At 66.2% G+C, this 20,734-nt stretch carries 17 protein-coding genes; 8 read left to right on the forward strand and 9 right to left on the reverse strand.

The genetic code is table 11. From position 1 onward, the window contains the following. Position 1 precedes the first annotated feature (1 nt). Positions 2-1,042, forward strand: a complete 1,041-nt coding sequence (locus AC1DRP_RS06565; RefSeq protein ID WP_476768133.1) for a DUF6925 family protein — start codon at positions 2-4, stop codon at positions 1,040-1,042. Positions 1,043-1,253: 211 nt separating this feature from the next. Here the strand turns inward: AC1DRP_RS06565 and AC1DRP_RS06570 are convergent, their stop codons facing one another. The 9 genes from AC1DRP_RS06570 to pehA form a co-directional block, all read right to left on the reverse strand. Then, entirely contained in the window at positions 1,254-2,729 is a 1,476-nt protein-coding gene (locus tag AC1DRP_RS06570) for an alkaline phosphatase family protein (protein WP_476768134.1), read from the reverse strand. Beyond that, positions 2,726-3,649, reverse strand: a complete 924-nt coding sequence (locus AC1DRP_RS06575) for a sugar phosphate isomerase/epimerase family protein (protein ID WP_441505891.1) — start codon at positions 3,647-3,649, stop codon at positions 2,726-2,728. The genes AC1DRP_RS06570 and AC1DRP_RS06575 overlap by 4 nt, the downstream gene beginning before the upstream one ends. Before the next feature lie 15 nt (positions 3,650-3,664). Next, positions 3,665-4,540 carry an ABC transporter permease gene (locus tag AC1DRP_RS06580; RefSeq protein ID WP_476768135.1) on the reverse strand — a complete coding sequence of 292 codons (876 nt, stop codon included), beginning with the start codon at positions 4,538-4,540 and terminating at the stop codon, positions 3,665-3,667. A gap of 1 nt (position 4,541) precedes the next feature. Next, complete coding sequence (locus AC1DRP_RS06585) at positions 4,542-5,477, reverse strand: ABC transporter permease (RefSeq protein WP_476768136.1); 936 nt, start codon at positions 5,475-5,477, stop codon at positions 4,542-4,544. After that, positions 5,477-6,469 carry an ABC transporter ATP-binding protein gene (locus tag AC1DRP_RS06590; RefSeq protein WP_476768137.1) on the reverse strand — a complete coding sequence of 331 codons (993 nt, stop codon included), beginning with the start codon at positions 6,467-6,469 and terminating at the stop codon, positions 5,477-5,479. Before AC1DRP_RS06590 ends, AC1DRP_RS06585 begins: the two co-directional genes overlap by 1 nt. Beyond that, positions 6,466-7,476 carry an ABC transporter ATP-binding protein gene (locus AC1DRP_RS06595; RefSeq protein WP_441506008.1) on the reverse strand — a complete coding sequence of 337 codons (1,011 nt, stop codon included), beginning with the start codon at positions 7,474-7,476 and terminating at the stop codon, positions 6,466-6,468. The genes AC1DRP_RS06590 and AC1DRP_RS06595 overlap by 4 nt, the downstream gene beginning before the upstream one ends. 5 nt (positions 7,477-7,481) lie before the next feature. Beyond that, positions 7,482-9,119: an ABC transporter substrate-binding protein gene (locus AC1DRP_RS06600; RefSeq protein WP_476768138.1), complete on the reverse strand. Its 1,638-nt coding sequence runs from the start codon at positions 9,117-9,119 to the stop codon at positions 7,482-7,484. Between the two features lie 71 nt (positions 9,120-9,190). Further along, a complete protein-coding gene (locus tag AC1DRP_RS06605; RefSeq protein WP_441505897.1) occupies positions 9,191-10,828 on the reverse strand; it encodes an ABC transporter substrate-binding protein in 1,638 nt (545 codons plus the stop codon). Next, positions 10,795-12,399: a phosphoric/sulfuric ester hydrolase PehA gene (pehA, locus tag AC1DRP_RS06610; protein WP_476768139.1), complete on the reverse strand. Its 1,605-nt coding sequence runs from the start codon at positions 12,397-12,399 to the stop codon at positions 10,795-10,797. Before pehA ends, AC1DRP_RS06605 begins: the two co-directional genes overlap by 34 nt. Before the next feature lie 785 nt (positions 12,400-13,184). Between pehA and AC1DRP_RS06615 the strand changes: the two genes are divergently transcribed. From AC1DRP_RS06615 to AC1DRP_RS06645, 7 genes are all read left to right on the forward strand, one after another. Beyond that, complete coding sequence (locus tag AC1DRP_RS06615; protein WP_441489803.1) at positions 13,185-13,754, forward strand: flavin reductase family protein; 570 nt, start codon at positions 13,185-13,187, stop codon at positions 13,752-13,754. A 52-nt stretch (positions 13,755-13,806) separates the two neighbouring features. Next, positions 13,807-14,811 (forward strand): MsnO8 family LLM class oxidoreductase, encoded by a 1,005-nt coding sequence (locus AC1DRP_RS06620; protein WP_476768140.1) that lies wholly within the window; start codon positions 13,807-13,809, stop codon positions 14,809-14,811. 26 nt (positions 14,812-14,837) lie between these two features. After that, positions 14,838-16,190 carry an LLM class flavin-dependent oxidoreductase gene (locus AC1DRP_RS06625; protein ID WP_476768141.1) on the forward strand — a complete coding sequence of 451 codons (1,353 nt, stop codon included), beginning with the start codon at positions 14,838-14,840 and terminating at the stop codon, positions 16,188-16,190. Between the two features lie 14 nt (positions 16,191-16,204). Further along, the gene (locus AC1DRP_RS06630; protein WP_476768142.1) at positions 16,205-17,398 is read left to right on the forward strand and encodes a M20 aminoacylase family protein; all 1,194 of its coding nucleotides are present in this window, start codon (positions 16,205-16,207) and stop codon (positions 17,396-17,398) included. A gap of 23 nt (positions 17,399-17,421) precedes the next feature. Beyond that, positions 17,422-17,964 (forward strand): GNAT family N-acetyltransferase, encoded by a 543-nt coding sequence (locus AC1DRP_RS06635; protein WP_441505900.1) that lies wholly within the window; start codon positions 17,422-17,424, stop codon positions 17,962-17,964. Positions 17,965-18,024: 60 nt separating this feature from the next. After that, complete coding sequence (locus tag AC1DRP_RS06640; RefSeq protein ID WP_476768143.1) at positions 18,025-19,827, forward strand: amino acid ABC transporter permease/ATP-binding protein; 1,803 nt, start codon at positions 18,025-18,027, stop codon at positions 19,825-19,827. Between the two features lie 88 nt (positions 19,828-19,915). After that, positions 19,916-20,734 (forward strand): ABC transporter substrate-binding protein (locus AC1DRP_RS06645; RefSeq protein ID WP_476768144.1); only part of this gene is annotated, 819 nt, incomplete at its 3' end.

A 20,734-nucleotide genomic window follows, 5' to 3' on the forward strand; every position in this document is an offset into this window, starting at 1 on the left:
CATGACAGCCCCTGACGACATTCGTGCGCTCCTGCGCGCTCATCTCGCCGATCCAGCCTCGCAATGGAATCTCGGCACCTTTGGCGCCATCGCCGAGTTCATGCGCGATTCGAACGAACCCGTTCAGCTGGCTGATAAGACTCATCTCCTTGCGGCCACGACTGCGCGCGGCGGCATTGGCTTTCGCAATCTGACCGGCGTGACGCCCTTCGCATCGGAATCCGCGACCGGCCAGGGCTGKAGCCACCGCCTCGCGCTCTGCCTGCCCGAGACCGCCTGCGCGATGAGCCGGCGCACGGTTCTGACCGAGCTCGGCCCCGACGGCGACGCGCTGCGCGAGCAGGATCGCGAGGGCCTTCTCTTCGACATGGGCCTCGATACCCTGCAGGTCGACATCTGCATCCGAACCAGCACCCCGGGGCTGATCGCAGCCTTGCGCGCCGCATGCGGCCGCCCGCTTTTCGAGGCCGGCAACACCACCATGGCCGCCATCGTCGCAGCCGGGCCGCATCGCGTCTTCATCACCCGTTTCGGCCGTTGTGAAGTCTACCAGCCAATCCCCCCGGCAGACGGCAAGAGCCCCGAGGGGCCGCATACCCATGTCCTGCCCAAGCTGATGCGCTCCGGCCGGACGCATGCCGCCACCGAGCTCGTACCGGCAGGCCTCGTGCCCTGTGCTCATCTCGTGCCGGCGCATCCGGTCAAGGATGCGATGGGCCGGCCGACACCGTTCTATGCGACGGCCCAGAAGCAGTTCCAGGACCTGCTGATGCGCTATGGCGATGTCGAACTGGTCCGGTTGAAGGAGAGCGTGCTCGCGGCCATTGCCGCAGGAGCCGCCCCCTCCACCGTTCCCGCCCCACAGGATCGGTTTGCGCGTCACGCCGTGCGGGCGACATTGCGCCAACTCGCGGCGTCCGGCGAGCGCCTGCCCGGGCTCTCCGCCTGGATCTCCGCTCATGATGAGCGGCGTGTGGATGATGCTGGGGCGGATGATCCTGGCGCGGACGACGCCGCCGATGCCTATGGCCATGCGAACTGAGGGGCCGAAGCATCCCTCAGCCGGGCGCCCCCTCGGCCCCAATCTCCTGGTCGCTCCGGTGCGGGAGGAGAGTGAGACGGAGCGCGAACTCTAGCTGCCCGCTCATCCCGGTGGCTGGGATGACCGGCACGACGGCAAGCATGTCGAAGGGGCCGGGCGCCTCGCTTCGATGCGCTTCGGACAGGAGCGGAACGTGCTCCCGCCCCCGAGGTCAGCCTCGCGCGCCGGAGAGGATGATGCGCGATCCCTCGCGGTCGACGCGTTCGAGGCGCTGACGGAACCCGCCGGTGCCGGTCTCGAACGAACGGGTCCGCTGCTCCGTCGCCGGCTGCGCCAGATTCCGGCCCAGCATCGTCTGAGCCGGTGAAAGGCCGAGCAGGCCGAGCACGGTGGGGCCGATATCGATGATGCCGCAGGCGCGGTCATCCTTCGTCCCGGACTCAAAGCCGCCACCGCGGACGGCCAGGGCGGTGTTGAGTTCGTGCCGGTTGAGCCCGCCATGCATGCCGCCGCCAACCGGCACATCGAACTTGGTCAGGAGCCCGAGCCCGGGATTGCCATAGCTGTCGGGCTCGTCGCCGGAGCGCAGGACATAGATGAGATCGGGCTGGCGCGCGTGATCGAGATCGACCAGCGAGAGCGCAAAACTTCCCTCGACCTCGCCCTCGACCTCGTTGCGGGCCTTCGCGAAGAGCATGCCCAGGAAGTCCTGCTCCCGGAGCCAGGCGGCAATCGCGTCGCGYCGGGCCGCTCCTCCCTCGAGGATGCGGATTTCCCCCATATTGCCGCCCGTCATCGAGAAGCAGGCGCCGGCCAGCGTGCGCTCGGCGGCACGGCGACCGGCATGGCCTTGCCCACGCAGCAACTCGGAGAGAGCGAGCTCGCCCTTGGTCGAGATCTGGCCGTGATCCGAGGCCGCGACGACGGCATAGCGCTCGGCATCGGGCTGCCCCTCGATCCATTCAAGCAGCCTGCCGAAGGCGGCATCGACATGTCTGAGTACCGCAAGCGTCTCGGGCGAGCCGAGAAAGCGGTAATGGAAGGAGGTGTCGGGCTCATTGAACCAGATCAGCGCGACGTCGGGCTTCATCTCGGCCAGCACATGCTCGCGCAGCACCCGTTCCGCGTAATCGATTTCCTCGAAGCGGGGCAGGCTGCGCGGCGGCAGCGCCCCGAAGCGCGCGACGACTTCGTCCACCGCGTCCGGCGTCTGGCTGTGCTCGCGCCCGAGGATCGAGAAGGTCCAGTGGCCGTTGGCCCTGGCACGCGGATTGATCAGATAGGCAGAGCCGGCCGAACCGGTATGGACCACGGCGAGCCGTTTGCCGGCCTTCGCCAGCACATCGCCGAAGCTCTCGGCCTCGACCAGGCCTCCACCGGTCGCAGCCTCCGCCAGTGCGATATCGTCGGCGCGGCTCATGTCGAGCGCGTGCTCGCGGGTCACCTCAGGGAACAGGAAGGCGTTGCCGACGACGCCGTGCACCCTTGGCGGCGCACCCGTTGCGATCGACGTGGTGGCCACGCGCGTCATCGACGGAAAGACGCTGCGCGCCTCGCGGAACCAGGTGCCCTGCCCTGTGAAACGCGCCAGGTTCGGCATCAGCTCGGGCGTGATGAAGTCCGGGCGCAGGCCATCGAAGACGCCGATGACGACGCGGGCGGCTGCAGCCTTGGCGGGTTTGCTCATGCGCTCTTCCTCAGGCCGCTGGTCAGCGCCTGCATCGCAAGCGCCCGTGTTGCAGCCACGCACTCATCGGCGGCGTACCAGAAACGCGGATTGAGCTCGATGTTGAAGAGGACACCGTCCGGGAAGACACAGGCCTCCATGAGCTCCTGCCAGGGAATGTCGCCCCAGCCGACCGGCAGATGCAGGTCGCCGTGTCCGAAGGCAAGCTTCTCGCTCAGGCTGTAGGTCTCGATCGCATCAGCCCGGCCGAAGGAATCGTGCACATGCAGATGCTTGGCGAGAGGGGCAAGCGCCTTGATCTCGCTGAGATAGTCGCCGCCGAAATAGCCCGTGCGCAGGTAGGAATGGCTGAAATCGAGCGTCGCCCAGACATGGGAGTGGCCGATCTCGACGAGTTCCTCGGCGAGCCGCGACGGCATCGAGGCGTGCATCCTGCCGTGGTGGCCACCGAACATGGTCTCGACGCAAAGCAGGAGCTCGAGCTCGCGCGCCACATCCCCGGCCCTCGACAGCCATTCGCGCTGGCGGTCATAGGCAGCCTCGACCACCTCGCCGGGCTGGGCCGGCATGACCCCGGAATGCATGACGTAATGCACGGCGCCGACCTCGGCCGCGATCTCCAGCGAGGCTTTCAGCACCTCGAAATGGCGCGGCAGGCGGGCCGGATCATCGAAGAAATTGATCGCCAGCGGACCATGCGCGGAATAGGCGAGCTTGCGCCCGGCACAGGCTCGCTTGAGCAGATCGAGATGCGGACGGCGGATGCGCCCCCCGATGATCAGGTCCATGTCGAAGATCGGCAATTCCGTGGACTCGACCCCGAGCGTCTCGACCTTGTCGAGGATCGCCGCGAAATCGGAGAGGTCGCTCTTGGGGCGCGGAGCCGTGATGCCGAAACCGCGGACGCCATTGGGATGCATGTTGTCTCTCCAGGATCAGCGCAGGGTCGGATCGAGCCGGTCGCGCAGCCAGTCGCCGACGAGACTCACCGCCAGCGTCGTCAGCACGATGGTGCAGGCTGGCGCGAGCATGATCCAGGGGGCACGGGTCAGATATTCGCGACCATAGCCGACCATATTGCCGAGGCTGGTCATCGGAGGCTGCACGCCGAGCCCTAGGAAGGAGAGCCCGCTCTCGAGCAGGATGACTTCAGGAAAGGTCAGCGTCATCGAGACGATCAGCGTCGAGGCGATATTCGGCAGGATATGGCGCAGGTAGACGCGTGCCGGGCTTGCCCCGATCTGGCGCACAGCCCCGGCATAGCCCTGCGCCCCTGCCGAGATCGCCAGGCCGCGCGAGATGCGGGCATAGCGCTCCCAGCCGTAGAGCCCCATCAGCCCGATGAAGAGCGGCAGCGCATTGCCGAAAAAGGCAAGCACCGACAACGCAAGGATCAGGAAGGGCATCGCCGCCTGGAAATCGGCCAGCATCAGCACGAACTGCTCGACCCAGCCGCGGAAATGCGCGGCGAGAAAGCCCATCACCGTGCCGAACACCGCCGAGATCACGGTCGCCCCGAAGGCGACCAGCAGCGAGATGCGGATCGAAATGATCAGGCGCGAGAGCACGTCGCGGCCGAGTTCGTCCGTGCCGAGCCAGTGCAGCACATGGCCGGGCGGCGAAAGCCGATTGCGCAGATCGTAGGCCGTGAAACGATAGGGCGTGATCCAGTCCGCCGTCAGCGCCACGATCAGGATGAAGCCGATCCAGATCAGCCCGAACCAGACCAGCAGCGGGATGCRGTTCTTCGGTTGCGGGGCAGTCTTGTCGACGGAGGTAGGGGTGGCGCCGGTGGCTGTGATATCGGCCATCTCAATGCCCTCCCGCCTTGGCGCCGCTGCGCAGGCGTGGATCGAGCACACCGTAGAGCAGATCGACGATCAGATTGGCGCTGACCATGGTGATCGCGACCAGCAGGAGGATGCACTGCACGATGGCAAGATCGCGGTTGGCGACCGACACCACCAGCAGCCGCCCGACGCCCGGCCATGAGAACACGCTCTCGACCACCACTGCGCCGGCGATCAGGCTGCCGACCATGAAGCCGACGATGGTGACGGTCGGGACTGCGGCGTTGGGCAGCGCGTGGCCGCGCACTACGGCAGGCCACGGCACGCCCTTGGCGCTGGCCGTGCGGATATAGGACTGGCCGAGCACCTCGAGCATGGCGCTGCGGGTGAAGCGGGCAAGCACTGCGGCGCCGCCAATGCCGAGCGTCAACACCGGCAGGATGGCGTGGCGCCAGCTCTCCTGGCCGCCGGAGGGCAGCCATCCGAGCTGGACCGAGAAGATCAGCACCAGAACCAGGCCGAGCACGAAGCTCGGCACCGTGAAGCCCGCGACCGCCGTGACCATGACGATGCGGTCGATCAGGCTGTCGCGATGCAGGGAGGCATAGATGCCGGCGGGGATGCCGATGCCGAGCTTGAGCGCAAGCGCCGGCAGGGTCAGCGCCAGCGTGGCCGGAATGCGCTCGGCGACGAGTTCGAGAGCCGGCCGGCCATCGCGCATCGATTGGCCAAGCTCACCCTGCCCGATCGCCGAGAAATAGCGCAGATACTGCAGCCAGATCGGATCATCGAGGCCCCAGGCCTTGCGGAAGGCGGCAATGGCCTCGGGCKGCGCATCCACGCTCATGATGATCAGCGCCGGATCGCCCGAAAGCCTGAGCACGACAAAGGCGAAAGTAACGACGAGGGCAACGGTCAGCGCCGCGCGCCCGAGACGCAGAAAGAAGAAACGCAGCATCAGCTCGCCGCCTTCAGGAAGTTGGCCTGGTCATGCGCGACATGGCAGGCAGCAAGCCGGCCGTCCGGCATCGGCTTCAGCAACGGGCTCTCGACCTTGCAGCGCTCGCGCGCCGCATGGCAGCGTGGGTGGAAGGCGCATCCCGAGGGGCGCGCCGCAGGATTCGGCGGGTCGCCCTGCAGCACGATTCGGGGGCGCGTGCGGCGGCCGGGCACCGGCGCGGCCGAGACCAGGGCCTCGGTATAGGGATGTGCCGGATTGGAGAGCAGCAGATCGGCCTCGCCCTCTTCGACGATCCGGCCGAGATACATCACCGCGACGCGATGGCTGACCTGCCTGACCACTTTGAGATCGTGACTGATGAAGAGCAGACCGAGGCCGAGTTCCTGCTGGATATCGACCAGGAGATTGATCACCTGGGCCTGGATGGAGACGTCGAGCGCCGAGACCGGCTCGTCGCAGACCAGGAGGTCCGGCTTGGTGGCAAGCGCGCGGGCGATGACAGCGCGCTGGCGCTGCCCTCCGGAGAGTTCATGCGGGTAGCGCCGGCCCTGGTCGGCGCGCAGGCCGACCGATTGCAGCAACGCGAAGGCCAGCGCCTCACGCTCCTTCGGCTCGCCGAGCCCATGCACGTCGAAGGGCTCGCGCACCTGTTCGACGATCTGGAGACGCCGGTCGAGCGCGCCCAGCGGGTCCTGGTAGATCATCTGCATGCGCGCGCGCATCTGGCGCCAGGCCAAGGTGTCCGTGGCCGGCATCGGAGCGCCGTTGAACAGAACATCCCCCGCGTCGGGCTTCTCGAGCCCGAGCGCGAGCCGGCCCGTGGTCGATTTGCCGGAGCCGGATTCACCGACGAGGCCAAGCGTCCGGCCACGCTCGACCGTCAGCGAGACGCCGTCGACGGCGCGCACCTCGATAGATCGGCCCAGCAGGCCTTCGCGCATGCCGTAGCAGCGCGCGACATTTCTCGTCTGAAGCAAGGGAGCGCTCATGCGTAGACCGGCTTCCGCGGACGGACAGGTTCCGCTTGAAGCGCCTTGATGCAGGCCGCAAAGCGTCCCGGCGCCTTCCAGGCCAGCGGTGGCACGCCTGCGTCGCAGGCCTCGCCCCGCCGTGGGCAACGTGGCGCGAAGGCGCAGCCGGGTGGCAGGTTCCAAGGCTCGGGCACATTGCCCTCGATCGGGTCGAGCCTGCGGCGCACGCCTTCCAGCGGCGGCAGCGCCGCGATCAAGCCCTGCGTGTAGGGATGCAGCGGCTCGTCGAACAGCGACTGAGCCTCGGCGGTCTCGATGATCCGCCCGGCATACATCACGCAGACCCGGTCGCAGGTCTGCGATATCACGCCGAGATCATGGCTGATCAGCACGAGCGCCATGTCGGTCTCGCGCCGGATCTTGGTCAACAGCTCGAGGATCTGCGCCTGGATGGTGGCATCGAGCGCCGTGGTCGGTTCGTCGGCCACGAGCAGGTCGGGTTTGCCGGCGAGCGCCATGGCGATCATTACGCGCTGGTTCTGGCCACCCGAGAGCTCATGCGGGAACGCGTCGAGGCGGCGCGCCGCGTCTGGAATCCCGACGAGATCGAACAGGCGTTTCGCCTCCGCCCTGATCGCCGCACCCGAGAGGCCGCCATGCAGCGCCAGGGCCTCGCCCACCTGCTTGCCGAGGCGAAGGACCGGGTTGAGCGCGCTCGCCGGATCCTGGAAGATCATGGCAATGCGCCCACCACGCACCGTGTCCAGCACGTCCGGTTCGGCGTCGATCAGTTCCGTGCTGCCCAGCCTGACATTGCCGGAGACGCTCGCCTTCTTCGGCAGCAGGCCGAGGGCTGCCAGCCAGGTCACCGATTTGCCGCAGCCGGACTCGCCGACCAGGCCGACCGCCTCGCCGCGTGCGACCGAGAGATCGATGCCGTGCAACACCTTCACGCCGTCGAAGGCGACCGTCAGTCCATTGATCTCGACCAGCGGGTCAGCGACGCTGCCGAACCTGTCCAACATCGTGCTCACGAGCGGATCCCGCCCCAATTGCGCGCCCTGAAATCCATGACGAAGGCCTGTGCCGCCTTCCACTGGATATCCCGGCGCTTCGCCGTGAAATTCGCTGTCTGGTGCAGCACGGTATAGGCGGGGTCCTCACGCTCGCAGATTTCCAGGATGCGGCGGAACATCGCCTTGCGCCTGGCACGGTCGGTCGAAGTTTCAAGCTCGTCGGACAGCTTGCCCATCTCGTCGTTGCGCCATTCGCCAATCTGCCATTGCTGGCCGGTCGGGCCGTGCTGGGCGGTGATCGAGGCGACAGGATCGTTGAAGGCGGCGCTGTTCGACCAGTCGCGTACCGCCCGCGTCGGCCCCTTTGCCAGAACCTGCGGGAAGTTCTCCTTGCTTTCGATTTCGACGTTCAGGCCGATCTCGCGCCAGCTCTCGATCAGCACCTGCGCCGTTGAAACCTGGCCGGTATAGTAATTGTTGAGCAGCCGGTAAGGAATCGTGTCGCCCTTGTAGCCCGACTGCTTCACCAGTTCGCGGGCGAGTTTGGGATCGAAGGCCGGGACCGCCCAATCGGCGATGAACATGTCGCCGTAGAACTCCCATTGCAGGCCCTTGGGCACGCGGGTGCGCCCGCCCCAGAGCGCATCGACGATGGTCTGGCGGTCGATGGCATGGGTCATGGCCCGACGCACCAGCGGGTTCTCGAGCTGCGGGTGCGTCTTGTCGAAGGTCGTCAGGCGGTGATTGGCGATCAGGCCGCCGAGCACCTCATGACGCGGGTTCTTCTCGATCTCGCTGATCTGGTCAGGCGGGATATCGCAGGCAAAGTCATACTCGCCCGAACGCAGACCGTTGATGCGGGACGCCGTCTCCGGCACCTCGACAAACCGGATCTGCCTAAGCGGCGGCCGGCCGCCCCAGTAGGCGTCATGCGCGACGAGCGTCAGCGACTGGTCCGGCTTGAACTCGGCGATCCCATAGGGCCCTGTGCCGACGGGCTTGCGCGCCCAGTCGAGCCAGCTTCCAGCCTCGGCAAAGGCCTTGCGCGAGACGATGATGCCGACATTGCGCGAGATACGGCCTTCGAGCGTCACGTCGGGTGTCTTGTTGACGAAGCGAACGGTCTGCGGATCGACGATCTCGATTTTCTCGAAGCCCGGGAAGGCTCGCCTCGCCACCGCCACCACCTCGGCGGGCGGCTGCTTGCCGGCGGCGCCGGCAGTCACCGAACCGAATAGCCCGGCCGAGCCCGCCTGCCCCGCTCCGCCCCACATCCGTTCGGAGCCGAAGGAGAAGGCGACGTCCTCGGCAGTCATGGTCTCGCCATTATGAAACGTCACGCCCTGGCGTAGCGTCAGCTCGACGGTGCGGTCGTCGATGCGGCGCCAGGCCGTGGCGAGGCCCGGCCGGAGCGACAGGTCGCCGGCCCAGGCGGTATCGATCAGGCTCTCGGCATAGCTGTAGAAGGTGCGAGTGCCGACATTGGACTGCTCGCGCAGCGTTTCCAACGTGTTGGAATTGGCGATCTTCTGGACCGCGATGGTGATCGAGGGCCGGTTATCGGCCTGCGCGATCGCGAAGCGCGGCAGGATCAGGGCACCGGTCGAGGCCGCGCCGAGGCCAAGCGCATGGCGGCGTGTCAGATGGGTCAAGGAACCCTCCAGAAGTCATCGGAAACAGAAAACGGCGCGCCCTTTCGGGGCGCGCCGCGATAAGACTGCGTTCAGCTCCGGCCGCCCCAGTTCTCGGCGCGGAAATCCATGGCGAAGGCCGGCGAGGCCTTCCAGGCCAGTGCCTTGGGCTTGGCCGTGAAGGTCGCGTTCTGGTGCAGCACCGTATAGGCCGGGTCCTCGCGCTCCGCGATTTCCAGCATGCGCCGGAACGCAGCCTTGCGGCGGGCGCGGTCGGTCGAGGTTTCGAGTTCGACCGAGAGCGTGTTCATCTCGTCATTGCGCCATTCGCCGGCCTGCTGCTGCTGGCCGTTTGGACCGTGCTGGGCGACGATCGAGGAGACGGGATCGTTGAAGGGCGCCGAATTCGACCAGTCGCGTACCGCCCGGGTCGGCGTGCGCTCGAGAATCTGCTGCCAGTTCTCCTTGACCTGGATTTCGACGTTGAGCCCCGCCTCTTTCCACATCTCGACCAGGACCTGCGCCGTGGCAGTCTGGTTGGTGTAGTAGTTGTTGAGCAGCCGATAGGGGATCGGATCGCCCTTGTAGCCGGACTGCTTGACCAGCTCGCGCGCCAGCTTCAGATCGAAGGCCGGCACCGCCCAATCGGCGTGGTACATCTCGCCATAATAGGGCCATTGCAGCCCCTTCGGCACGACGGTACGGCCGGCCCAAAGCGATTCGACGATCGCCTGCCGGTCGATCGAATGTGTCATGGCGCGGCGAACCAGCGGATTTTGCAGCTGCGCATGGTTCTTGTCGAACACCGTCAGGCGGTGATTGAGGATGGTCCCGCCCTGTACCTCGAAGGCGGGATTCTTCTCGATCTGCGAGATCTGGTCCGGCGGGATATCGCAGGCGAACTGGTACTGGCCGGAGAGCAGCCCGTTGATGCGGGACGCCGTCTCCGGCACCTCGACAAAACGGATCGACTTCAGCGGCGGGCGGCCACCCCAGTACTCGTCATGGGCCTCGAGCAACAGCGAGACGTCCGGGCGATACTCGGCGATCCGGTAGGGGCCTGTCGTGACCGGCCTGGTCGCCCAGTCGCTATAGGTCTTCGCCTCCTCGAAGGCGCGACGATTCATGATCTCGCTGCCATAGCGCGAGATGCGGCCCTCCATCGTCACGTCGGGCGTGCCGTTGACGAAGCGCACCGTGTATTTGTCGACGATCTCGATGCCGAGCAGAGCCGGCCAGGAGCGGCGCGCCACCGCCGGCACTTCCGCCGGCAGTTCCTTGTTGGCGCGGCCACCACCCACGACGAAGTCGACCGAGATCGTCTTGCCTTGCGACGGCTGCGTGTCGCCGAACATGCGCTGTTTGCTGAAGGAGAACGCGACGTCCTCCGCCGTCAGCTCATCGCCGTTATGGAACTTCACGCCGCGGCGCAGCTTGAGCTCGACGGTCTTGTCGTCGATGCGCTTCCACTCGGTGGCAAGACCGGGAACCGTCTCGAGATTGCCGAGCCAGTTGCGGCCGATCAGCCCCTCCCAGATCGACGAGAAGAAGACACGCTCACCGACATTGGACTGCTCGCGCAGCACGTCGAGCGTGTTGGAATTGGCGATCTTCTGCACTGCGATGGTGATCGAGGGCCGGTTATCGGCCTGCGCGATCGCAAAGCGCGGCAGAATGAGGGCCGAGCCGCCGAGCGCTATTGCGCCGCGACGCGTGAAGGAACCGACCATTGTTCATCTCCTGAGGGGGTGGCGTTGGGATCGCGCTCCTCGAGCCCGCGCGGGCCGGAGCGGAAATGGGTCAGGGTCCGGTCGGCATGGATCAGCCGCCAGGACAGCGCCTTCTGGGCATAGTCGCGCACCAGGGCGGCATAGGCCGGGTCCTCGGCCAGATTGACGAACTGGTGCGGATCCTTGGCGAGGTCGAAGAAGAGCGGCGGCAGCGCGGCGAAATGGACGTATTTGTAGTGCTCGTCCTGGATCACGCAGAGGCTGGACTGATCCATGTGGAGGCCCAGCACCTGCTCCGGCTGGGAGTAGTGCACGTCGCGGAAATCGTATTCGTAGTGCAGCTCGCTGCGCCAATCCGCCGGCCGTCCCTCGCTGAGGAACGGCATCACCGAGCGCCCGTCGCAGGCGCGCGGCGCCTCGCCGCCGAGCCAGTCGAGAATGGTCGGCATCACGTCGACACTCTCGGTGAAGGAGGCGTCGATCGCACCGCGACGCTCATCCGCTCCGCGCGGGTCCTTCACCACCAACGGAATGCGGAAGCTCTCGTCGTTGAAGCCGATCTTGCCGAGCAGGTGGTGGTCGCCGAGCTGCTCGCCATGATCGCTGGTGAAGACGATCAACGTGTCGTCCCACTGCCCGGTCTCGTCGAGATAGGCGAAAACCCGGCCGAGGCAGTCGTCGATCTCGGTGATCAGGCCGCAATAGGTCGCCCGCATCTGGCGGATTTCAGCCTCGTCCAAGGTCGCGCCCGAGCCTTCTGCGCCGTGGAAGAAGGAGCCGCGCTTGATCGAGTCGATGTAGAACTTGGTCAGCGGATGCTGAGCCGCCTCGGCTTCCGGTGATTCCGCCCGCACCAACCCGGGCATATCCTCCGGGCGGTACATCGCGTGATAGGGCGCCGGCGCAACGAAGGGCGGATGCGGACGATAATAGCCGAGATGCAGGAAGAACGGCCGGCCGGCGCGCCCCTTCAGATAGGTCAGCGCGCGTTCGGTGAAGAAGGTCGAGTCGGAGAATTCCTTGGGGATGCGCGACGGCTTGTCGGTCGCGCCCGGCACCGAGTCCTCGCCCTCCGGCAGCCAGATATCCTCGCGCTTTTCCGGCAGTTCGAAGCCGTTCTGCGCCACCCAGCCGAAATAGCCGTCCATATTGGGCTCGAAGGCGCCGACCGAACGGAAACCGTCCATCAGGTCGCCGAGCACGAGGAAGCGCGGGTCGTTCTTCGAGGTCGCACGCGGGTCGGGCGTCGTCGTGGTGTAGCCGATCAGCGCAGGATCATAGCCGATGGCGCGCAGCGCCTTGCCGAGATTGAAATGGCGCTGGTCGAGCGGCACCGTGTTCTGCACGGCGCGGTGGTTCATCAGGTAGAGGCCGGTGAGCAGGCTGGCCCGGGCCGGACCGCAAGGCACGCAGGCCGTGACATGGTTGCGGAAGGTCACGCCCTCCGCGCAAAGGCGATCGAGATTCGGCGTCTTCAGGAAGGGATCGCGCCCCTCGGCCCGCATCAGATGCGGTATGAAATCGGCGCGCCATTGGTCGACGACGATCAGGAGAACATTCTGGCGTTTCATTCTCGGCAATCCAGCTGTGAGGCCGCCTGCCTAGGTCGCCTGGATGACGCCGGGATGACTGTTGGATGAAAGCCAGGGCAGCCATCTTGCGAGTGTTCGCCAAGCTGGAATGGTGACCTTGCGTCTCTGCCCAGCGCGCTGCCGGTGCGCCAGCAATGTCGGAGTTGCGCGCTGACGAAGGCGGGATGCCCAGCAGGTCACGTACGTCCAGCGCATGAGGCAAAGCCTTTCGAGCACCTCGCCGTCCAGAGGCGTTTATCCCGGTTCGAGAGCGATCTTTGAAAAGACGTTTCATTGACCGAAGCAACCTGATGCAGAATGATCATAGTATCGACGGTGTCGATCGCGGGATTTGCTGGAGCAGCTTGCACCGCGTCACCAAAGCTAAAAGCACCACGAATGCATTCGTGGGCTCCCGATTGCTGGAGACACGTTCATGACTGAATCAACATCGAAGAGAATTCCACTTTATATTCATAAAACTGCGTCTGATCGGGCGCATCGATGTTGAACACTCCTGCGTGCCGGGCCTGAACGGCACCGCGCCCCGCTCCTCCTGATCCCGCGTGGGTAACGCCGCTCAGCTCGGCCGGGGCGGAGCCATGCCGAACACCGTCGACGCCTCGGATTTGGGTCAGACAGTGTTCTGGCCCGCTCGGAACGTCCCACCACCCCTCTTTTCGGCTCGGCCGCTGGCCGGCTCGGTCGGCGAACGCACGGCTTGATCGACAGCCGTTGCGAGATCGCTGCGTCCAAACCCGCCCGCATGGCTTGAAGGATTCCCCATGAGCATCGTCACGCGCTTGCCAACAGCTTCGCCCACGATTCGCGACGAAGCAGCAGCATTCCGTGCCGCTTTCCGCCACCTCGCTGGCGGGGTCAGTGTCATCACGACCGGCGCAGGCGAGGATCGGACCGGCCTCACGGCGACCTCGGTCGCCTCGCTCTCGGCCGAGCCTCCGACCGTCATGTTCGGACTCAACCGCACATCGTCGAGCTATCCGACCCTGCAGCGGTATCGCACCTTCGGCATCAACTTCCTGAATGCGGCGCAGAAGCAGATCGCGGATCGCTTCGCCGGACGGAACGGCGAGAAGGGCGTCGAGCGCTTCCGGCACGCCGAATGGACCACCGCCGCAACCGGCGCCCCACTCCTGGTGGGCACGCTCGCCTCCCTCGACTGCGAAGTCGAGGAACTGATCGAGCGCCATTCCCACAGCATCGTCATCGGCCGCGTGCGGGCCGTCAGATTCGGCGCCGACGAAGCGGCCCTCGTCTACTGGCGCGGCGACTACGAGCGCCTCGGCTGGATGGCGGACGAGGCCGCGGCGGCGCTCGGCCTGCGGGCGCTCTGATTCCACCCGCCCCAAACCCGCACGCAGACCTGCATCCACGAAGGCCGCTCCAATGACCTATCGCCTCAGCCTGCTCGAAAAGAGCCCCGTCTTCGACGACGAGACCGGCAGCATCGCCCTCGCCCGCTCGGTCGCACTTGCTCAGAATGCGGAGTGCTGGGGCTATCACCGTTTCTGGCTCGCCGAGCATCATGGCATGGCGGGCGTCGCCAGTTCCTCTCCGGAAGTGCTGGCGGCCTATATCCTGGCCAGCACCTCGCGCATTCGGGTCGGGTCGGGCGGCGTCCTTCTCCAGCATTACAGCCCCTACAAGGTGGCGGAGAACTTCCACGTCCTCGCCTCACTCGCACCGGGCCGGGTCGATCTCGRCATCGGCAAGGCGCCGGGCGGACTGCCACTGGCGACGCGCGCGCTGCAATGGGGACATGATCCCGCCGTCCGGCGCGAGTTCGGCACGCAGTTGCGCCAACTCGGCGCCTATCTCGATCACGGAACGGACGCTGGCCAGGCCCTCGACCGGCCCCTTGTAGCGCCAATCCCGCCCGAGGTGCCGCAGCGCTTCCTGCTCGGCGGCAGCCCGGAAAGCGCGCGACTTGCCGCCGAACAGGGCTGGCAGTTCGTCTTTGCCGGTCAGCTCAATGGCGATCACGCAGCGATCGAGGCAAGCATCGAGGCCTTCGCCAATGCAGGAGGCCCTGGCACGCCGCTCCTCGCGGTGACCGCGCTGGCCGCCGAGAGCAACGTGGAAGCCGAACGGATCGCGGACGGGCTGCAGATCGTGCGTCTCTACCTCGACGATGGTCAGGCTCTCAATGTCGGCAGCGAAGCGCAGGCCGCGGAATACGCCCGGCAAGCGGGCGTGACCTCCTACCGCACGGAGTTGCGCCGCCCGAGCATCGTCGCCGGCACGCCGGGCCGGGTCCGGCGCGAGCTCGATGCGCTGCACCGGCGCTTCGGCATCGCTGAATTCATCCTCGATACGCCGGCAGCCGCCCGGCAGCAGCGGCTCGCGTCGATCGCGCTGCTCGCCGACGAAGTCCTGACGGCCGCGGCCTGACCACTTTCTCCACCGGAGCACGTTCCATGAGCAAGAAACCCATCACTTTCGGCATCATGCTGCAGGGCCCGGGCAGCCATATGAACTCCTGGCGCCATCCCAGCAGCCCTACCGATGCCAGCGTCAATTTCGACTTCTTCGTCCGCACCGCGCGCAAGGCGGAGAGTGCCGGCATCGCCTTCGCCTTTGTCGCCGACGGGCTCTACATCAACGACAAGTCGATCCCGCATTTCCTGAACCGCTTCGAGCCGCTGACGATCCTGTCGGCGCTGGCTGCTTCGACCAGCAAGCTCGGCCTCGTCGGCACCGTCTCGACCTCCTACAGCGATCCCTTCACCATCGCGCGCCAGTTCGCCTCGCTTGATCTGATCTCGGGCGGGCGCGCCGGCTGGAATGCGGTGACCTCGCCGCTCGAAGGCTCGGGCCGCAACTATAGCCGGCCGCATCCGGAGCATGCCCTCCGCTATGAGATCGCCACCGAATATCTCGATGTCATCAAGGGCCTTTGGGATTCCTGGGACGACGATGCCTTCCCGCGGGACCGCGAGAACGGCGTCTTCTTCGACAAGGCCAAGCTCCACACGCTGGGGCACAAGGGCCGCTTCTTCCAGGTCGAGGGGCCGCTGAACATTTCCCGCTCCGCGCAAGGGCAGCCGGTCGTCTTCCAGGCAGGCGCCTCCGACGCTGGGATCGGGCTTGCCGGCAAGCACGCGGATGCCGTCTTCAGCAACAATGTCGCACTCGAGGAGGCCCAGGGCTTCTATCGCAGCATCAAGAACAGCGCCATCGCCCATGGCCGCAGCGCGAGCGACATCAAGGTCTTCCCGGGCATCGGCCCGATCGTGGGAGCGACCGAGCGGGAAGCCGAGGAGAAATACCGCGCCATCCGCGACCTCGTCTCGATCGACGAGGCCCTGCTCTATCTTGGCCGCTTCTTCGACCATCACGATTTCAGCACCTACCCGCTCGATCAGCCATTCCCCGAGCTGGGCGAGATCGGCAAGAACAGCTTCCGCTCGACCACGGACCGCATCAAGCGCAATGCGGCCCTGAAGGGCCTGAGCCTGCGCGAGGTCGCTCTCGAAGCCACCACACCGCGGACCGATTTCATCGGCACCGCCGGGGCCGTCGCCGAACGGATCATCGACCGCGTCGAACAGCAGGCGGCAGATGGCTTCATCCTGGGCTTTCCCGTGATTGCCGAGGGTTTCGACGACTTCGCCCGACTCGTCATCCCGGTGCTCGAAGAGCGCGGCGTCTATGACCGCAGCCTGCCCGGCACCACGCTACGCGACCATCTCGGTCTGCCGCGCCGGGAAAGCCGCCATGTTGGCGAACCTGCGCCACAGCAGGCCGCGCTGGCGCGCTCGGCCGGCTGAGCCGGGGCAAGGACATGACCTTTCACACACCCGGCATCGGCCAGCAAGAGCGCGAAGACGCGGCCCGAGGCCTCGCAGCCTTCGCCGACGCGTTCATCGCATTGCGCCGCGATCTTCATCGCCACCCCGAGCTCGCCTTCGCGGAAAAGCGGACCAGCGCACTCGTCGCGGAGCACCTCGCCGGATGGGGCTACGAGGACACGACAGGGCTCGCCGGCACCGGCATCGTGGCGACGCTCCGGCGCGGCAACGGCGAGCGTCGACTGGGCATCCGTGCCGATATGGATGCTCTGCCGATCCAGGAAGCAACGGGCCTGGCCCATGCCAGCATCCATGCCGGCGCGATGCATGCCTGCGGCCATGACGGGCATACGGCGATCCTGCTTGCGGCAGCGCGCTATCTCGCAGAAAGCGGGCGCTTCTCAGGCACACTGACCCTGATCTTCCAGCCCGCCGAGGAGATCGGCGCCGGCGCCCGCAAGCTCATCGAGGAGGGGCTGTTCGAGCGTTTCCCCTGCGACGCCGTCTTCGGCCTGCACAATTGGCCGGGCGTTCCGGCCGGACAATTCGGCTTCATTGCCGGTCCGGCGATGGCCTCGGTCGATCAGGCCCATATCACTGTGCTCGGCAAGGGGGGACACGGAGCCGCTCCCCATGAGACGGTCGACCCGGTCGTTGCCGCCGCCGCGGTGATCACGACGCTGCAGAGCGTGGTCTCCCGCAACATCGACCCGCTGGAGGCCGCCGTCGTCACAGTCGGCTCGATCCATGGCGGCACCGCCTCGAATGTCATCCCCGACAGCGTCGAGCTCAGGCTGACGATCCGCTCCTTCAGCAGCACGGTCCGCGAGCAGTTGCAGCAGCGCATTCCGGCGCTGGTGCGTGCCCAGGCCGAGAGTTTTGGTGCAAGGGCCGAGGTCCGCTACCGGCTCGGCTTCCCCGCGCTGGTCAACCACGATGCGGAAACCGCCTTCGCACGCGAGGTTGCGGTGGCGGCCTTCGGCGAAGAACGGATCGAACGGAATTTCAGGCCACGCACTGCCAGCGAGGATTTCGCCTTCATCTCGGAGGCTCGCCCCGGCAGCTACCTCTTCGTCGGCAACGGCGACAGCGCACCCCTGCACAGCCCTCACTACGACTTCAACGACGCCACCCTGGCGCCCGCGGCGACCTACTGGGTCGCGCTGGCGCAGGCCTACCTCTCCTGAACCCGCCGGAAAGGCAGCCCATCATGGCCGACAGCTTCATTTACACCACGCCGCTCGACGCGCGCTCGCAGCCCCTGATCGAAGCGCTGACCTGGGAATACGCGACCCGTTATGGCAGCATTTTCGGAGAGCCGCCTGGTGCCGAGATGAGCCGCTATCCGGCCGAGCTGTTTGCGCCGCCGGATGGCAATTTCGTCCTGCTCGTTCGCGATGGGCGCACGATCGGCGGCGGGGCCTTCATGCGCCACGACCGGCACACGGCCGAGCTGAAGCGGATCTGGACCCACGCCGATTTCCGTCGCCAGGGCTTGGCCCGCAAGGTGGTCGAGGAACTTGAAGCGCAGGCCCAGCGCCAGGGCTACAGCAGGATCTACCTGACGACCGGCTTCCGGCAGCCCGAAGCCAAGGAACTCTACCTGCAGACCGGCTATCGCCCACTCTTCGACATCACGGTCGATCCCGAGGTCCATCTTAAGCTCCCCTTTGAAAAGGAGCTCGGCCCGCTCGCCGGGCATCTGCCGCATGCGTCGGCCAGCGAACGGCCGGGTGCCGCCAGCGCGGCCTGAGCGCCTCCAAGCCGACAGAGCGCGGGTCAGACCGCCCCCAGACTCCCGACGAGACCTGACATGACCCTGACCACTGATTTTCGCGCGCTTGATGCGCCGCCGCCGCAACCCGCGCGAAAGAGCGACAACGCGCATTATCGTATCGTGCCGGCGAAATACCCGGCGCGGACCGTCGGAACCGTCTTCTCGGTGATCGTGATCTTCGCGATCCTGAACTCGGTCCTCTCGAACCCACGTTGGGGCTGGGACGTTTTCGCCGAATGGTTCTTTGCCGAGCCGGTCCTGGCCGGCCTCGGACGCACCCTGCTGCTGACCTTGCTCGGCGCCACTTTTGGCTTCCTGCTCGGCACGGCGCTGGCGCTGGCGCGGGTCTCCGGTTCGCCCCTGCTGGGCTCGCTCTCCTGGGGTTATGTCTGGCTCTTCCGCTCGATCCCGCTCATCGTGCTGCTGCTGGTGCTGAACAATCTGGGCTATCTCTACGAGACGATCACGCTCGGCGTACCGTTCACCGAGATTTCCTTCTTCAGCTACCAGACCACCCAGTTGCTTACGCCATTCGCGGCAGCGGTGCTCGGGCTGGCGCTCAACCAGGCGGCCTTCTGCTCCGAGATCATTCGCGGCGGAATTCTCTCCGTCGATCAGGGTCAGTTGGAAGCCGCAGCCGCACTCGGCCTGCCGCGCTCACGCCAGGCCTCGCGCATCATCCTGCCGCAGGCGATGCGCACCATCCTGCCGACCGGCTTCAACGAGATCATCGGTTTGGCCAAGGGCACCTCGATGGTCTACATCCTGGCGCTGCCGGAGCTGTTCTACACGATCCAGATCATCTATCGCCGCAATCTGGAGGTGATCCCGCTGCTGATGGTCGCGACCGTCTGGTATCTGGTTATCCTCAGCGTCCTCTCCTTCATCCAGCATCATATCGAGCGCTATTACTCGAAGGGCGCGCTGCGCAATCCGCCGCCCTCCCTGATCGGCAATGCCCTTGCAAAACTGCGTCGCTCGGCAAGCCCGGCCGTGGCGCAGGTGCCGGTCGCGACATCGGCCCCGCTCCTTCTGCGAGAAGCGGGCACGCCGGTGAGTTGGGCCTCATTCGCCCGCAGCGGCGGCGAGGTTCGCATCCAGGCCGTCAGCAAGAGTTTTGGCCCGCTCAAGGTGCTGGACGATGTCAGCCTGACCATCCCGCGCGGCAGCGTCACCGTCATCCTCGGCCAGTCCGGCTCGGGCAAGTCGACCCTCCTGCGTGCGATCAACCATCTCGAGCGCGTCGATGATGGCTTCGTCTCGATCGACGGCGAGCTGATCGGTTACCGCCAGGATGGCGACACGCTCTATGAGCTCAAGGAAAAGGATATCCTGAAGCGCCGCGTCGATGTCGGCATGGTGTTCCAGAACTTCAACCTCTTCCCGCATCTGACCGCGCTCGAGAACGTCATCGAGGCACCGATCACGGTGCGGAACATCGGCCGTGACGAGGCTGTCGCCCAGGCGCGCGAACTGCTGGCCCGCGTCGGCCTCTCCGAGAAGGCCGAAGCCTATCCGCGCCAGCTTTCCGGCGGTCAGCAGCAGCGCGTGGCTATTGCCCGCGCCCTCGCACTTCGGCCGAAGGTCCTGCTCTTCGACGAGCCGACCTCGGCGCTCGATCCAGAACTGGTCGGCGAGGTGCTCGACGTCATCAAGGAACTCGCCAGCTCCGGCACCACGCTGATCGTGGTCACGCATGAGATCGGCTTCGCCCGGGAGGTCGCCGACCGGGTCGTCTTCATGGAGCAGGGCCGCATTCTCGAAACCGGCTCGCCCGAGAAGGTTTTTGGGGCTCCCGACCACCCGCGGACCCGCGAGTTCCTCGCCAAGGTTCTCTAGCGCCTGGCCAGAACCGGCGAGCGCAGCGGGACCTGCGCTTCCCCCGATGATCCGAGCCTGTCCCGATCCCTCGCATGGAGTTTTCAGCATGGCCGCAAGGACCAGATCCCTTTCGCTCGGCTTCGGCGCGCTCGCCGCAGCAGCCGCCTTCCTCACCGTCCCTGCCATAGCCCAGCAGGTCTTCGATCTCAGCCCGGAACAACCCGGCCGCCCCCGTGCGGAGAGGAACGAGGAGGCACTCAAGCTGGTCGCCAAGGACGCCAAATTCGCCAGGGATGGCGTCTTCACCGTCGCCATCGCCTCGCAGCGCCTTCCCTTCGGCGCCTATGGCACCGACACAAGGACGCTGGTCGGCTCCGAGCCCGACATCGCCCAGCTCGTCGCCGACAGTCTTGGCCGGAAGCTCGAGATCGTCAGCGTCGCCTGGGCCGACTGGCCGCTTGGTGTCGCCTCCGGCAAATACGACGCCGCAATCAGCAATGTGACCGTCACCGAACAGCGCAAGGAGAAGTTCGACTTCTCCACCTATCGCAAGGACCTGCTCGGCTTCTACGTCAAAGCCAGCAACCCGATCACCATCACGGAGCCCAAGGATGTTGCCGGACTCAAGGTCATCGTCGGTTCCGGCACCAACCAGGAGCAAATCCTGCTGCGCTGGAACGAGCAGAACCTCAAACAAGGCCTGAAACCGGTCGAGGTGCAGTATTACGACGACGACGTCGTGCTCTATCTCGCACTCGAGACAGGCCGGGCCGACGTCTATCTCGGCCCCAACGCCCTGCTCAGCTTCAAGGCCGCCCGCGAAGGCAAGACCAGACTCGCGGGCAATTTCAGCGGCGGCTGGCCGCTGCTGGCCGAGATCGCGGTGACGACCCGCAAGGGGAACGGGCTGGCGGAAGCGATCACC

The sequence above is a fragment of the Allobosea sp. 01N443 genome, assembly GCF_056399325.1.

Bases quoted from the DNA above. Each gene is read 5' to 3' on its own strand.
- AC1DRP_RS06635 (WP_441505900.1), top strand. From the start codon at position 17,422: ATGGCCGACAGCTTCATTTACACCACGCCGCTCGACGCGCGCTCGCAG.
- AC1DRP_RS06625 (WP_476768141.1), top strand. From the start codon at position 14,838: ATGAGCAAGAAACCCATCACTTTCGGCATCATGCTGCAGGGCCCGGGC.
- AC1DRP_RS06595 (WP_441506008.1), bottom strand. From the start codon at position 7,476: ATGTTGGACAGGTTCGGCAGCGTCGCTGACCCGCTGGTCGAGATCAAT.
- AC1DRP_RS06605 (WP_441505897.1), bottom strand. From the start codon at position 10,828: ATGGTCGGTTCCTTCACGCGTCGCGGCGCAATAGCGCTCGGCGGCTCG.
- AC1DRP_RS06615 (WP_441489803.1), top strand. From the start codon at position 13,185: ATGAGCATCGTCACGCGCTTGCCAACAGCTTCGCCCACGATTCGCGAC.
- AC1DRP_RS06575 (WP_441505891.1), bottom strand. From the start codon at position 3,649: ATGCATCCCAATGGCGTCCGCGGTTTCGGCATCACGGCTCCGCGCCCC.
- AC1DRP_RS06640 (WP_476768143.1), top strand. From the start codon at position 18,025: ATGACCCTGACCACTGATTTTCGCGCGCTTGATGCGCCGCCGCCGCAA.
- AC1DRP_RS06590 (WP_476768137.1), bottom strand. From the start codon at position 6,469: ATGAGCGCTCCCTTGCTTCAGACGAGAAATGTCGCGCGCTGCTACGGC.
- AC1DRP_RS06630 (WP_476768142.1), top strand. From the start codon at position 16,205: ATGACCTTTCACACACCCGGCATCGGCCAGCAAGAGCGCGAAGACGCG.
- pehA (WP_476768139.1), bottom strand. From the start codon at position 12,399: ATGAAACGCCAGAATGTTCTCCTGATCGTCGTCGACCAATGGCGCGCC.